Annotated in this window: 15 protein-coding genes; 9 read left to right on the top strand and 6 right to left on the bottom strand. The window is 39.6% G+C overall.

Annotated features, from left to right (window positions below; all coding sequences use genetic code 11):
• Positions 1-29 precede the first annotated feature (29 nt).
• Entirely contained in the window at positions 30-413 is a 384-nt protein-coding gene (locus BFP71_RS00230) for a hypothetical protein (protein ID WP_069833451.1), read from the bottom strand.
• Positions 414-519: 106 nt separating this feature from the next.
• Between BFP71_RS00230 and BFP71_RS00225 the strand changes: the two genes are divergently transcribed.
• The gene (locus BFP71_RS00225; RefSeq protein ID WP_069833450.1) at positions 520-861 is read left to right on the top strand and encodes a tRNA-binding protein; all 342 of its coding nucleotides are present in this window, start codon (positions 520-522) and stop codon (positions 859-861) included.
• Between the two features lies 1 nt (position 862).
• The gene (locus tag BFP71_RS00220) at positions 863-3,292 is read left to right on the top strand and encodes a bifunctional UDP-N-acetylmuramoyl-tripeptide:D-alanyl-D-alanine ligase/alanine racemase (protein ID WP_176723287.1); all 2,430 of its coding nucleotides are present in this window, start codon (positions 863-865) and stop codon (positions 3,290-3,292) included.
• Here BFP71_RS00220 and BFP71_RS19305 read toward each other — a convergent pair whose 3' ends face one another.
• Entirely contained in the window at positions 3,293-3,454 is a 162-nt protein-coding gene (locus tag BFP71_RS19305; RefSeq protein WP_176723286.1) for a hypothetical protein, read from the bottom strand.
• Positions 3,455-3,500: 46 nt separating this feature from the next.
• Here BFP71_RS19305 and BFP71_RS00215 point away from each other — a divergent pair, with 46 nt between their 5' ends.
• The 3 genes from BFP71_RS00215 to feoB all read left to right on the top strand — a co-directional run bounded on the left by BFP71_RS00215 (position 3,501) and on the right by feoB (position 7,236).
• Positions 3,501-4,826 (top strand): HTTM domain-containing protein, encoded by a 1,326-nt coding sequence (locus BFP71_RS00215; protein WP_245701794.1) that lies wholly within the window; start codon positions 3,501-3,503, stop codon positions 4,824-4,826.
• A 69-nt stretch (positions 4,827-4,895) separates the two neighbouring features.
• Complete coding sequence (locus BFP71_RS00210; RefSeq protein WP_069833449.1) at positions 4,896-5,120, top strand: FeoA family protein; 225 nt, start codon at positions 4,896-4,898, stop codon at positions 5,118-5,120.
• A gap of 1 nt (position 5,121) precedes the next feature.
• A complete protein-coding gene (gene feoB, locus BFP71_RS00205) occupies positions 5,122-7,236 on the top strand; it encodes a ferrous iron transport protein B (protein ID WP_069833448.1) in 2,115 nt (704 codons plus the stop codon).
• On the opposite strand, the gene BFP71_RS00200 is transcribed toward feoB, so the two are convergent.
• The 3 genes from BFP71_RS00200 to BFP71_RS00190 are packed head-to-tail and all read right to left on the bottom strand — an operon-like array spanning position 7,233 to position 10,344.
• The gene (locus BFP71_RS00200) at positions 7,233-8,705 is read right to left on the bottom strand and encodes a carboxypeptidase-like regulatory domain-containing protein (RefSeq protein WP_069833447.1); all 1,473 of its coding nucleotides are present in this window, start codon (positions 8,703-8,705) and stop codon (positions 7,233-7,235) included. The two genes, feoB and BFP71_RS00200, sit on opposite strands and share 4 nt — an antisense overlap.
• An 8-nt stretch (positions 8,706-8,713) precedes the next feature.
• A complete protein-coding gene (locus BFP71_RS00195; protein WP_069833446.1) occupies positions 8,714-9,721 on the bottom strand; it encodes a FecR family protein in 1,008 nt (335 codons plus the stop codon).
• A gap of 50 nt (positions 9,722-9,771) precedes the next feature.
• Positions 9,772-10,344 carry an RNA polymerase sigma-70 factor gene (locus BFP71_RS00190; protein ID WP_069833445.1) on the bottom strand — a complete coding sequence of 191 codons (573 nt, stop codon included), beginning with the start codon at positions 10,342-10,344 and terminating at the stop codon, positions 9,772-9,774.
• Positions 10,345-10,479: 135 nt separating this feature from the next.
• Here BFP71_RS00190 and BFP71_RS00185 point away from each other — a divergent pair, with 135 nt between their 5' ends.
• Genes BFP71_RS00185 through purE form a run of 3 tightly spaced genes read left to right on the top strand, consistent with a single transcriptional unit; the run spans position 10,480 to position 13,970 of the window.
• On the top strand, positions 10,480-12,279 hold the full coding sequence (locus BFP71_RS00185) for a MutS family DNA mismatch repair protein (RefSeq protein ID WP_069833444.1): 1,800 nt from the start codon (positions 10,480-10,482) through the stop codon (positions 12,277-12,279).
• Positions 12,280-12,330: 51 nt separating this feature from the next.
• Positions 12,331-13,467, top strand: coding sequence for a 5-(carboxyamino)imidazole ribonucleotide synthase (locus BFP71_RS00180; protein WP_069833443.1), 1,137 nt, complete (start codon positions 12,331-12,333; stop codon positions 13,465-13,467).
• Complete coding sequence (gene purE / locus BFP71_RS00175; protein WP_069833442.1) at positions 13,464-13,970, top strand: 5-(carboxyamino)imidazole ribonucleotide mutase; 507 nt, start codon at positions 13,464-13,466, stop codon at positions 13,968-13,970. The genes BFP71_RS00180 and purE overlap by 4 nt, the downstream gene beginning before the upstream one ends.
• Here purE and BFP71_RS00170 read toward each other — a convergent pair.
• On the bottom strand, positions 13,967-14,179 hold the full coding sequence (locus BFP71_RS00170; protein WP_069833441.1) for a hypothetical protein: 213 nt from the start codon (positions 14,177-14,179) through the stop codon (positions 13,967-13,969). The genes purE and BFP71_RS00170 overlap by 4 nt on opposite strands.
• Before the next feature lie 324 nt (positions 14,180-14,503).
• Between BFP71_RS00170 and BFP71_RS00165 the strand changes: the two genes are divergently transcribed.
• Positions 14,504-14,779, top strand: a complete 276-nt coding sequence (locus BFP71_RS00165; protein ID WP_069833440.1) for a hypothetical protein — start codon at positions 14,504-14,506, stop codon at positions 14,777-14,779.
• Positions 14,780-14,827: the final 48 nt, after the last annotated feature.

Genomic DNA, 14,827 nt, shown 5'->3' with positions numbered 1-14,827 from the left:
ACTATAAATTTAAACGGTATTGAAAAGACTCAAAAGGAGTCGGTAATATCGACTTGCTTGAATTTGTAGAAGAGTAAATAAAAGATATTGAAAGAAATATCGGATTTTCCTTCTTTGACTTTCGTCTTATCGCTGTCAACCGGTGTTGCAGATGGTTTGGCGGGAACGGTATTGATTTTAATTGGGATAGTTGAAAGTGTTTCGTTTTTTGGTGCTTTAATCTCCTCAGAAGTCGGCGTCATTTCCACTTTTCCGTCTTCCATTGTTGATTCTACGGTCGATGAGTCATTATTTACGACTATCGGCACCACTCTTTCTTCTACTCCACCTTCCTCTTGTGCTTGAGCGTTAACGCTCAAAAAACACATTCCAAGGAGTGAACTAGCTACGTATATAGAGACCTTTTTCAACATACTTTACTCAGTAAAGGGCCATAAAAATAACAAAATTTTGTAACTAGCCTTACGGCAGGAGCAAAAAAAGGTTTCTTATTAGGTCAATTTTAATTTACAAAACCATATGACGGGCCTCATTGACTGGAAAGATTTCGAGAAAGTTTCGATAAGAGTAGGGACAATCATAAAGGCTGAAACGTATGCCGAAGCTAGGAATCCTGCCTACATATTACATGTGGATCTTGGTGAAAAGTTGGGGGTAAAAAAGTCTAGTGCTCAAATCACAGCACTTTATCAACCAGAAGATCTTTTAGGGAAGCAAGTCGTTTGCATCACGAACTTCCCCCCCAAACAAATCGGAAAAATCATGTCTGAAGTATTGGTTACTGGATTTCCGAATTCAGATGGACAAGTAGTACTTTGCACTCCTGATACAAAAGTTCCTAATGGGGTTAAACTCTTCTAAATTGAACATACAGCACATAGCAGAATCTACTGGTGGTCGATTTTTATCTCATGGCCCGATCGTCGAGATTGATCATATTTCAATTGATAGTAGAGTGAATGAATATGGCGCCTATGACTTGTTTATAGCATTTAGAGGACAAAACCACAATGGGCATGACTTTATTCCTGAACTCATTAAGAAAGGCGTTAAAAATTTCATTGTTGAGGAAGATGTTGAGGCCGTCGAAAATATCAACATTATAAAAGTGACTACTAGTGTCAAGGCACTGCAGACTTTGGCCACGGTAAAGAGAAAAAGATTTATCAGCCCGGTAATCGGTATTACTGGGAGCAATGGTAAAACAATCATTAAAGAATGGCTTTATGATATTTTATCAACTCGTTTCTCTGTCTTAAAGAGCCCAAAAAGCTATAATTCTCAAATTGGAGTACCTCTTTCAGTTTGGCCAATTGGTCCAGAATTTAATATGGGCATTTTTGAAGCTGGTATATCCCAGCCTGGAGAAATGGAAAAGTTGGCGAGCATCATATCCCCAACCATCGGCATATTTACAAACATTGGAACAGCTCACGAAGAGTTTTTTGATTCTCAAAACCAGAAAGTTTCAGAAAAACTGAAGCTTTTCAAGGATAGCGAAGCGCTCGTTTTTTGTATGGACCACGAGCTCATTGCTCGTCAAATCAATGAATCATTTATAGGTGAAAAGATTGGATGGTCGTTTAATGGCAAAGGAGTTTATAATGTAGAATTGAAAGAGGGGCACCATTTAGCGATCAGAAAAGGGACAGAACAATATACTTTTAGTGTGAACTTAAAGGACAAAGCATCACTTGAAAATATTGTCCATTGCATCATTACATCCCTAGTGTTAGGAGTCAAGACTCAAGATATTCAAGAAGGGATCGATAGAATTCAACCGATCAAAATGAGGTTAGAGCTCAAAAAAGGAATTAACCGTTCCTATTTGATCGACGACACTTATAATAACGATGTGGCTGGGTTACACAAAGCGCTGGACTTTATGGATCAGCAAAAGCATGTAAGCAACAAGACGATCATTCTTTCGGATTTCATACAGAATAAACATTCGAAAACCTTTTATACTGAACTCAATCAACTGCTCCTTCAAAAGAATGTCAATCGATTAATCGGTATAGGGCCACAACTATCTCAGCATAAACAGGTCTTTGATCTGCCTGCTACCTTTTACACCAATACCGAAAGCTTTTTACAGTCGGATGAAATACACCAATTCCAAAATGAATTGGTCCTGATCAAAGGTGCCAGACAATTTGCCCTGGAAAAGGTATCGAAACTACTCGCCGAAAAAGGTCATAAAACGGTCTTGGAAGTGAATCTGGACGCTATTACTCATAATTTAAATTTCTACAGAAGTCTATTAAAGCCAGATACTAAGATAATGGTGGTGGTGAAAGCACTAGCCTATGGTTCTGGCAGTGAAGAAGTAAGCAAGATGCTGGAATTTCATAAAGTCGACTACCTAGCGGTGGCCTACGCGGATGAAGGTGTCGCGCTACGGAAAAACGGAGTTACGTTACCCATTATGGTTATGAATGCCTCGGATGACGATCCGTTTAACTTAATGCGATTTAATCTGGAGCCTGAAATTTTCAGTCTAGAACAACTTAAATCGTTTACCGAAGCCTATGCCTTGGCCGATAGAGAGCTTCAGGCACATTTGATTTTGAATACTGGCATGAACCGACTCGGTTTTAATCCAGAGGACTTAGATCAGCTCATTGATTATATCACTTCGAATAAGTCAATCAAAGTAAAAAGTGTTTTCACACACTTAGCTGCTTCTGAAGAATTGGAACATAGTGATTTCACAAAAGATCAGGTCGATAAATTTAGGTCTGGTGCACAAAAAATAGAGGATGCATTGGCTTATAAACCGATAAGGCATATCCTAAATTCTGGCGGTATTGTGCGTCATAATTCATTTCAAGAAGATATGGTTAGGCTCGGAATCGGCTTGCATGGGATAGAAGTAAGCCACCTAAAGGATGGCGATCTTCAAAATACGGCCTATCTTAAAACTGTAATCTCACAAATTAGGTATGTAAAATCTGGTGAAACGATAGGCTACGGAAGAAGTGGTGTTGCCAAAAAGGACATGAAAATCGCAACAATTGCTATTGGCTATGCCGATGGCTATTTACGCGTATTTGGTAATGGAAATGCATTTGTGGTCATACAGGGGCAGAAGGCTAAGACGGTAGGTAATATCTGTATGGATATGTCAATGGTCGATGTAACTGGCTTGAATGCAAATGTTGGGGATGAAGTAGTTGTTTTTGGTGAAAACCCATCGGTTAGTCAACTCGCAGATTGGGCTGGAACAATTCCTTATGAAATCTTGACCAACGTGAGCAATCGTGTTAAGCGTGTATTCTACACGGAGTAATCAACCACCACACCCGAGGTTCTTTTTCAGATCTACATCACTTGGAAAGCCACCAAAATCAAAGGCGTCTATTTCTTCATTCTCGGTCGTCTTGGTAGGCTCTTTTACCTTCCCTTTAGACTTATCAGTTGGTCGAATTGCCTTTTTTTTCTTGTTTGTCATGCGCTTATAACATTAAATTAGATCATAAAATTCAATTACACACTTAGTGATCTGGCTAAAAAAGCAGTTTCAACCAGTAGATAATGCCCCCTTAATTCTATTTAGGATTGTTTTTGGGTTTTTATTATTCGCCGAAACTTTCGGTGCTATCCTCACGGGTTGGGTACGCCGCGTTTTAATAGAGCCTGAATTTACATTTACACTTATTGGCTTCAACTGGCTTCAACCTCCAGACGATAACTACAGCATGTACATCTATTTCGGTGTAATGGCTCTATGTGGTATTGGTGTAATGTTGGGCTTTTACTATCGTGCCTCACTGGCTATGTTCACTATACTATGGACCTGTGTGTATTGGATGCAAAAAACATCTTACAACAATCATTACTACTTCCTGATCTTACTGTGCGTATTCATGCTGATAGTTCCTGCGCATGCTTATGCCTCATTAGATGCCAGGCGAAAGAATTCGGTAGTTTCTACTACCTGCCCCAGGTGGTGTATCAATATTTTCATTTTGCAAATGTGGATTGTCTACACATTTGCGGCCATGCACAAGTTCTATCCGGGCTGGGTTTCAGGTGAGTTTATAGCGATGAACTTCGCGGGAAAATCCAACTACTGGCTCATTGGCAGCGCGCTCACTCAAGAGTGGCTTCAAAAAATGGTCGTCTATGGGGGCATCGCTTTCGACGGGCTGATAATCTATTTTCTACTTTTTAAGAAAACTAGAATGCCGGCCTTTATCATTTCACTGATTTTCCATCTTTTTAACTCAGTAGTATTCCAAATAGGCATTTTCCCCTATTTAATGATCGGATTGAGTGTATTCTTCTTTGAACAAGAAACCATTAGGCGGATATTCTTCAAAAATAAACCTGTCGTAAACTACGATGCCCTTCCCCTACCGAACCTTGGGGCAAGAAGTTTGGCCACCTGTTTATTAATGTTAGCTTATTTCAGCTTTCAAATTTATTTACCACTTCGTCATCATTTGTATAAAGGGGATGTCTTTTACACTGAAGAGGGTCATAGACTAGCCTGGCGAATGATGTTGCGCTACAAGTCTGGTAGACTCAATTATAATATCACTTCCCAAGATTCTACTTGGGTAGTAAAACCGAGAGATTTCCTTACCAGAAAACAGGCAGCAGCTTTGCCTGGCAAACCAGACTTGGTCTGGCAGTTTGCCCAATACCTTGATAAAAAGTACAAAAAGGAAGGTTTTGGTGATGTTGAAGTGAGAGCAGAGGGTTACGCCAAACTTAATAATCAACCCAAATTTCAACTGGTCGATAGCTCCGTTGACTTATCCAAAGTCAAATGGCAGTCTTTAAAACATGCAGATTGGATTTTAGAACCTGACAAATAAGTCTCAACCCTTTGTAAAGCAGATTCTGACGACTAAATTGCGCCTCTTTATAATTAATCTAAATAAGAATTGCGAAACCTGACGCATCTCAAAATCCAAGAAAAGGGAACCATTAAAGGGTTTACGGACGAAACCTTGTCAGTAAAACTTATGGAAATGGGCTGTTTACCAGGCGCAGAAATCTCTTTAGAATTAATAGCACCTCTAGGCGACCCTATTGCCATCGAAGTAGCTGGTTATAAGCTTTCTCTTCGAAAAAGTGAGGCTTCTTGTATACTGTTAGAAGAAATGTAATATGTCGACCAAGGGCGATTTGAAAATAGCTTTAGTTGGAAACCCAAATTCAGGTAAGACTACACTTTTCAATTTGCTCACTGGCCTAAAGCAGCGTACCGGAAATTTCCCAGGAGTTACAGTAGACAAAAAGTCGGGCCGTTTGAACTTACCAAATGGCGAACGATCTGAATTAGTTGACTTACCAGGCACCTACAGTATTTATCCAAAAACCTTGGATGAACAGGTAGTACAAGAAATCCTATTAGATACCGATCATGCGCAACACCCTGACCTAATCATCATTGTAGCAGACGCCTCTAACCTCAAAAGAAACTTACTTTTATTCACACAGATTCGAGACTTGAATATTCCTATCATTCTTGTATTGAATATGATGGATGTGGCGGAAAGAAGGGCACTAAAAATCGATCTACGTGGCCTTTCTATCGACCTTGGTGTAAAAATAGTACCTACTAATTCTCATTCTGGCGATGGCATTGACACTTTAAAGGATGTAATCACACAATCCTTGGTAAAACCAAAGCGCCCATTTTACGATGTTCGACCCCTGGCCGAGAATACCATTGATGCCATAAAGGCTGAATTTGATATCGCAGATGACTACCGAGCTTATCAATTTGCCCAACAAAATGTACGACTAAAGTTTTTAAGCGAAGAGAATAAGGCAAAAATAGAGGACGTTAAGCGTGAAAATGGTTTCTATGACTTGCCGACTCAGTCCCAAGAAACACTCGATCGATATGCGCTAATTTCTGATATAGTCGACAGAAATATCAAGAAATCCGAGCCGAGCAAACGCGCCACTTTATCCCAAAGAATAGATAGAATTACGACTCATAAGGTATTTGGCTACGTAATTTTTCTGGCAATCCTGATGCTCATTTTCCAAGCTATTTTCTCATGGGGAGATACACCGATGGATTGGATTGAAGCTAGTTTGGGGAGTCTAAGTGAGCTTGTAAAAACCAGTCTTCCGTCAGGAGTTTTAAATGATCTATTGACAGATGGAATTATAGCGGGGCTCGCTGGAGTACTTGTATTTATCCCTCAAATTGCACTTTTATTCGGTTTCATATCCCTGCTGGAAGAATCGGGATATATGTCCAGAGCTGTATTCCTAATGGATAGGCTCATGAGGAATTTCGGCCTCAGTGGTAAAAGCGTCGTTCCACTAGTTTCAGGCATGGCCTGTGCTATTCCTGCTATTATGGCCACACGAAATATAGAAAGCTGGAAAGACAGGCTCATCACCATTTTCGTGACGCCTTTTATGAGCTGCTCGGCAAGGCTACCAGTATATACGCTCTTAATTGCACTGGTTGTACCCGATGAAACCGTACTCGGTATTTTCAACATGAAAGGGCTAGTACTGACTGCGCTTTATTTACTAGGCTTTTTTGCAGCCTTAATTTCTGCCTGGGGCATGAAATTAATCCTTAAGACCAAGCATAAAGGCTATTTCATAATGGAACTGCCAGGCTATAAAGTGCCAAAATGGAAGAATGTTGGTCTAACCATTTTTGAAAAGTCTAAGACTTTTGTATTCGAGGCGGGAAAAGTAATTATCGCTATTTCTATTCTTTTATGGGTGTTGGCGTCTTATGGATTTGGCGACAAGTTTAATAATGCAGAAGAATACGTGAGACTTGAGTTGCCGAATGATACTTCAGAACAGGAATTCGAAACCAAACTGAATGCTTACAAACTAGAGCACTCCATGGCTGGTTCCTTTGGTAAACTTATTGAGCCTGTAATCGCTCCTCTTGGTTATGATTGGAAAATAGGCATTTCGCTCATCACCTCATTTGCTGCAAGAGAGGTATTTGTCGGTACTATCTCAACTATTTATAGCATCGGTGCCGATGAAGAGGACCAATTGACCATTACTGAAAAGCTAAGCAAGGAGATTAACCCTAAAACTGGGAAACCAATGTACACGATGGCGCTCGGTTTTTCGCTGATGGTTTTCTATGCCTTTGCTATGCAATGCATGAGTACCATTGCTGTAGTGTATCGAGAAACCAAAGGTTGGAAATGGCCTTTAATTCAGGTGGCTTATATGACTGCAGTAGCCTATTTGTCAGCCTTGGCGGTATACAATATTTTTTCCTAGTCGGGGCGATAATTTAAAGGAAGAAAATCCGAAAAGGCTCCCCATCTCCACCAGCCACTGAATAGCACATCTCGCGGTTTTGTAAATTGGCCTGGAAACACGATTGGTGTGTCTTTATTGACAAAGAAGATGATCGATTTTTGGAATATCTCAATCTCATTCGCGTCAAGACCAATGGTTTGATAACTCGAAAGGCTTTGCGAGTTAGTCAGTGCTATGGAAGATCTTATTTTCCGATCGGTATACTTATAGTTCCCACTTCTTGAAGTACTTCTATAAAGTTTCTTGTACGCGCTAGATTCATATTCTCCTTGGTATGTAACCTCCACATCAGATTCCGCATGTAGCGTAAAAAGGTAGTCCTTATCTGTTTTTCGGAGTTCTATAATTTCATTTAGCGGTGGAGGATTTAGCGGAGTTGTAAATTCGGATGCCACAGAATCATACTGGACTAAGTTTACACTGAAACCCTCTTCTTGAGGATTGCCATTAATCATAGCATTTAAAAAGTGCTGAACTGAGCCGTTATAGGCTTTGCGTCTGGCAGTTTCCCATTTGTTATATCGTTTTCGCGATCGCGCTTCTAACTCTTCGAACTTGGCACTACCAATATTCACTTTAAGTCCGTTCTCAAACCTAAACTCTTCCAACAAATAACCAACTCGATAGCCCAAGGCTCGGTTTTCGATAAAGACAATGTCGTCGGCAGTTACTTTATAATTCCCGAGTGAATCCAACACCTCAAAGTGGAGAACTTCTGGGTTAATGATTTTACACTTTTTCGCATTATCTGATCGGCCTAAAAAAGCTGTTTTAAACCTTCTGAGAAGATTTCTCTCTTCGTAAGTAGTCCGCTTTCTAGATTTACTCACTACTTGAATACTTTCAAGTGCAACTGGATCTATTTCCAGCTTAATCACAAAATTGACATTGTCGACTCGCTGTTTATAGTTAAACGGGATTGATTTGGGCTTGTAGCCTACATAAGAAATGACAAGATTAAATCCTATATCAGGTATGTTTTCAATCTCAAACTCTCCTTTCAAATCTGTGGCTACGCCGAGAGTACTTCGTTCAATAAAAACACTCGCATAAGGCAAGGGCGCCTGACTGTCTTTATCTATGACTCTGCCTGAAATTTTTCGTTTGCTGTAGACGCGCTTAAGAATAATTACCGTGCTGCCAAGTTCGCGATAGTACAAGTTGGCAGTAGATAAAAGTTCTTCCAAGATTTCGCGCACTGACTTATCTATGAAAGCACGATCGAATCTGATATCTCTTGGAATAATATTACTGTTATAGGAAAACTTGACGTCGCTCAGCCTTTCTATCTGACGCAGTGCACTCGGTATAGAAACACTATTGAACTGTACCGTCAGACGGCTGTCTAGTGACGATTGCCCTGACTCTTGAGCAATTACCTGAATAGATGATAGGAATAAAATGGAAACCAGAAATTTCCTGAGCATGTACCAATTTAATTAGCACATGCCTTTCCTTCTAATTTTATCTTGTTTTCTTTGGTACGAACGACATTTATTTGACTCTCAGGAAGAGAGGCCTTGATGATTTCAAAGGCAGTGTTCATTGGCTCATTGTCGATAGTCGAGGTCAATTTACAGCCTTTCAGCGCCTCACTAAACTCGATATCAACCCAATAGGTATTTTCTAAAGCTTCTACAACTTCCTTGAAACTAGTTTCTTGGAATAATAATTTCCTTGTCCACCAAGCAGCATAATTGCTATCGGTCATTTGGCTCTGCTCTAAGCTTGTACCATCACTAGACAATTGGGCACGCTCACCAGCCTTCACAAGACCATTCTGATCTTTTACCGTATTAGATGAAAAGCGAACTTGGCCTTCAGTCACGTTCAATTGGATATCTTTTCCAGGGTAAGCATTTACATCAAAGCTAGTTCCTAATACCTCCACCTCACTGGTTTCAGCACTAATAATAAAGGGTAAGCTCTCGTTTCGTTCAACATCAAAGTTAGCACCACCAACCAATATTAAACTTCTATGTGAATCTCCAAAACCTTGCGCATAGGTTAATTTCGAATTGGCGTTCAGCCTAATTGAAGATCCATCTGGTAATTCGAATTCTTTTGTTTCTGCGCCAGTACTAATCTCGCTCAGCGTCTTGATAGTGCTTTCGTTTGAGAATGTTTCTTTAACGGTATCCGATAAGAAATAACCTGCCGCCAATAACAGTAATAAAGTGGCTGCTATTTTTAATAAGGTATACTTCGGTTTGCTTTCTAGCTGCACCGTTTTCTGAAGCGGTGCTTTTGAAATAGACATACTCTTCCAAGCCTGATCTGCATCAAACGATTGCAAATCGGCGCCGTCAGAATCGTGCCATAAGTTCAAATAATCTTCAAACTCATTTCTTAATTGCTCATCTTCAACGAGTTGCAATTCGAACTCTGAACGCTTTTTCTCACTTAACTCATTAGCCAAATACTTGGCCATCAGCTTTTCCATCTTCTACTTTTTTCTATTCTCAAACTTAACAACCAAGCCTATCATAACCCCTACATCAATGTGATAATCGGCAGAAAAAAGGCTAGATAGTCCTTTAAACTGGCTCTCAACAACTTGAGGGCCTTGCCCATATGCACTTCAACGGTTTTTTTTGATATACCTAGCTCTTCAGCTATTTCATGATACTTTAACCCTTCTTCCCTACTTAACCGAAATACCCTTTGACATTGAGGTGGTAGATCGCTCAAGGCCTCTTTAATTCGGTTTTGCAGTTCAAAATCGGGTTGATGACTGACAAATTCTCTTTGAATCTCTACAATTCGCTCTTGTTTTCTGGCCACAAATGTGGAAACGACTTTACGATGTTTGATGTAATTCAAGGCTGTATTGTAAGCCGCCCGAAAAACATAGGATTTAAAGCTTATATCGGATCGAATGAGTTCTCTTTTCTCCCAAAGATTGACAAACGTGGCTTGGACGATCTCTTCCGTCGTATCACGGTCGCGAATAATGCGAATCACGTACCGACAGGCCGGTTCGTAATATTCCGAGAATAACTTTTCAAAAGCTGCTTCATCGCCTTTCGAAAAGGCTTCGAGCAACTCACTTTCTTCAATAGCCACAGATAATCTGTTCAGTAAGCTTTGAAGATATAAAGAATTTCTAAATAGAAAGAATATGGCAATTCACTAGTTTAGCAGACTTTTTGAAATCCCTTATTCAATAATTACGTTAAATCGGATTTAACTCTCGACGCCTTGAAAGAAGCTATCTACAAAAACTATAAATCACGCCAATCTCAGTTCTCTGAATCTGCTGGAAAACTAAAAAGTCAATACACAACTCTTTCTTGGGTACGCGTACTCATTTTTGTTGGCGCCACAATTGGTATCATTGTTTCTGCCGATAATAAAGATGGTGCCTCCATGCTGGCGATAATTGTAGTTGCGTTGGTCGCTTACGTTTTACTTTTAAAAAAGCACTCCACGGTAAGGTTCGATTTAAAGCTAGCACAAGCTCAAGAGCAGATCAATACCAACGAAATAAAACGGATGGACAATGATTTGAAAGGGTTTGAAGATGGCAAGAAGTATTATAATGTTTCGCACCCTTATCATGAAGACCTTGATGTTTTTGGTAAACACTCTTTGTTCCAACTTATTAATAGGACATCTACCTTTTTAGGTGAAAAGACCTTGGCCAAATGGCTCGGTTATGGTGCGTCAGTCGAAGAAATAAGAGACAGACAACAGAGCGTAGAAGAATTAGCGCCAAACCTCGACTTTAGACAAAATTTTGAAGCTTATGGCAAAGCTAACGCTGATACGGATATTGATCATCAACCATTATTAGACTGGCTGAAAGAGGATACTTCCATAAAAAACATAGGTCTTTACAAAGTTTTGTTGGCTGTGTTGCCTTTGGCCATGATTACCACTATTGCCTTGAGTACAATGGGCACCTTGCAATCTGGCATACCCGTTCTTATCGGCTTTTTTAATCTAATTATCCTCGGCGGTGTTTTTAGTAAAGTTAGAGATGTTACTCAGCGAACTGAAGAGGGGTACAAATCTTTGAATGCCATGAGGTACCAAATCCAAATGATTGAAAGCACCGAATTCTCAAGCCCGAGATTGACCCACTTAAAAAAGACCATCTTAAACGATAAGACTAGTGCTTCTCAAACGATTAAGAGTCTTACTATGATTCTGGACAATCTTCAGAATCGCGTCAATGTCTTTTATATTGTATTAGACATCCTTTTGCTCTTGGATATCTTCTGGTACATAAAAATTGCCAATTGGAAAAACGAAAACAGCGCTGATATCAAGACATGGTTTGAAACAATATCGGAGATCGATGCTCTTGCAAGTATTGCCGGTTTTGCCTATTCCAACCCAGATTTCAAGTTCCCAACAATCAGTACCAACCACTTTGATATTGAAGCAGAAAGTTTGGGACACCCGCTGATCAAATCAGAAAGCCGAGTGACCAACAACTTTGAGTTTCATGGTGAAGGTGGTATTTGCTTGATCACCGGATCAAATATGAGTGGCAAGAGTACTTTCCTTAGAACGGTGGGTGTCAACTGTATTTTAGGCCTAATGGGAGCACCAGTTTGTGCTGCAAAAATGACTGTGAGTCCGTTGAATGTTTTCACCAGCATGCGCAGTCAAGACGATCTAGAAGAAAACGTATCCTCATTTTATGCCGAGCTTAAAAGGTTAAAACAGCTATTGGCATCTATTGACAATGAAACTCCAATCCTATTTATGATTGATGAGGTCTTAAAAGGAACCAATTCAAAGGATCGTCATAAAGGAGCTCTTGCTTTGATTAAACAGCTCAATGCATCGTATGCCTTTGGGTTTGTGTCCACACATGACATAGAACTGGGCAACATTACTAACGAATTGAATGGTGTTAAAAACTATAGTTTTAACAGCGAAATTACAGGCGATGAAATCAAATTCGACTACAAACTGACTCCTGGAATCTGTAAGAGTTTTAACGCGACGAAGCTGATGCAAAAGATGGGAATAGACATACCTGAGTAAGTCCCAATTTTAGTTTATTTAACTAACTTTGAATTTTCACAGCAACGCTTTATGTCCTTTAATCCTAACCTAAAAATTGGTGTACTTGGAGGTGGTCAACTTGGCCGAATGATGATCCAATCTGCCATCGATTTCAACTTAGATATTCATGTGATCGACCCTGATGAAAATGCCCCTTGCAAAAACATTGGGACGACTTTTCAGAAAGGGTCATTGACTGATTACGACACTGTTTATGCCTTTGGTAAGGATAAAGAATTGATCACGATCGAAATCGAAAATGTAAATACGAAAGCGCTCAAACAACTCGAAGCCGAAGGCAAAAAGGTTTACCCTCAACCCGCTATTATAGAGCTTATTCAAAATAAGCTACATCAAAAGGAATTTTACAAAGCCAATGGTATTCCTACCGCTGACTTCACGGTTGTCAATAATCGAGAAGATGTAGCAAAAAATGAGGCTTCTTTACCTTTCGTGAATAAACTGGCTACAGGCGGATATGACGGCAGAGGAGTACAAGTTATCAGAAAGGCGGATGATTTAAGTAAGGCTTTCGACGCACCAGGTTTCATTGAAGACCTGGTAGATTTTGATAAAGAGATTTCTGTGATCGTAGCTAGAAACGAAAAGGGAGATATTCAGACTTTCCCAACCGTTGAGATGGTATTTCACCCTGAGAAAAACCTAGTGGAGTACTTATTTTCTCCGGCCGAAATTGATAGCAAGGTAGAAGACGAGGCACAAGCATTAGCCAAAGATCTAATTCAAAAACTAGAGATGGTGGGCCTTCTGGCCATAGAGATGTTCTTAACCAAAGAGGGTACTTTATTGGTAAATGAAATAGCCCCAAGAACGCATAATAGTGGGCATCAATCCATTGAAGGGAATGTAACATCACAATTTGAACAGCATTTAAGGGCTATTTTAAATTGGCCATTGGGGAATACCGAAAATGTAAGCCCATCGGCAATGCTTAATGTCCTTGGAGAAGACGGATATACAGGCGAAGCGAAGTATGAAGGTATGGATGAAGTTTTAGCTACTTCTGGTGTTCATGTTCATCTTTATGGTAAAAAACTAACTAAACCATTTCGCAAAATGGGCCACATTACCATTACCGATACGGATAAGGAACGATTAAGAGAAAAAGTTAACTTCGTAAAAGCACAACTTAAAGTAAAAGCATGAGTCAACCAGTCGTAGGAATCATTATGGGAAGCCAATCTGACTTGCGTGTTATGCGTGAGGCGGCATTAGTTTTAGAAGAATTAGGTGTTGAATTTGAATTGACTATCGTTTCAGCCCATAGAACTCCCGATAGGATGTTTGATTATGCTAAAGGCGCAAAAGCCAAAGGACTCAAAGCAATTATTGCAGGTGCTGGCGGAGCGGCTCATTTACCAGGAATGGTTGCATCCCTTACCACTCTACCTGTTATAGGAGTACCCGTAAAATCGAGTAACTCGATTGATGGCTGGGATTCTGTATTATCTATACTACAAATGCCCGGCGGTGTACCTGTCGCAACTGTAGCATTAGACGGTGCCAAAAACGCTGGAATTCTAGCTGCCCAAATCGTTGGAACCTCAGATGACAGTGTAGCGCATCACCTTCAAGAATACAAAACCTCACTAAAAGATAAGGTTGAACTGAGCATCGATGAGGTTGCTCAAAAAGGCTGGAAAGCTTAAATCTCAGTATTGTTTTCAATCGGGCCAAAATCCATCCAAAAATCGATTTGGTCATGCTCAAAAACTCCACTAGCCGATCCAAAAGGCGTTGTTGGACCTAAATTATTCGAATTAATAGCGTTTCGCAGTTTGATGGCTTGATCAATTGATAATCGAGACATTTGAATGCTGTCAGTAGACAAATCCGATTGTAAGTGTTCGCTCTTCATCACACTACAAGGCTAGGAGAAAACACAGACTAAAGCCTCAAAAGATAGCTTAAGAAAACATTAATAAATTGTTGGTAGTGTTAAGAAACTAGATAATCAAATAGATCACTTAGGCAGATTGCCATTTACAGTATCCTCCTTATGATTAATTAAGGCTATAACCACTCCTTCTGTTTCTTCCACCTTCTCAGATACAAGACTTGTGACAACTTCAATGTGTATGATCGTAACGTGTTTAATATTTATATTTTATTTATTATTAATTGTTTCACTATTTTTAGTTATTATATTTATAAACATAAATCATATACTAAATAAATTGTCATGAAGAAAAAAATAACACTATTGTCAATTGCACTGGTATTAACAGCCTTTGCATTTACAAGTATTCAAGCTTATCAAAGCAACGATGAAGAGCAAGTCCAAGGATATAAGCTGAAAACAAAAGAGAATGGAACAAAAAAGGTAGAAGTCAATGTCCAAATAGATGAAAATGAACAAGGTGGATCAGCTTCTATTGGTACATCAACAAATATCTCAGGGGTGGTAAGGTATTGCAAGAGTAGAAACCGCAAGTCATGTCCTAAAAAATATCTGTAGAAATGATCAAGAGTTGGCAACACTTTATGTTGTCAACTCTCTTAATAA

Source organism: Roseivirga misakiensis (assembly GCF_001747105.1).
Classification (GTDB): domain Bacteria; phylum Bacteroidota; class Bacteroidia; order Cytophagales; family Cyclobacteriaceae; genus Roseivirga; species Roseivirga misakiensis.
The sequence above is the reverse complement of the archived record's forward strand: the minus strand, read 5'-3'. Positions and strand labels throughout refer to the sequence as shown.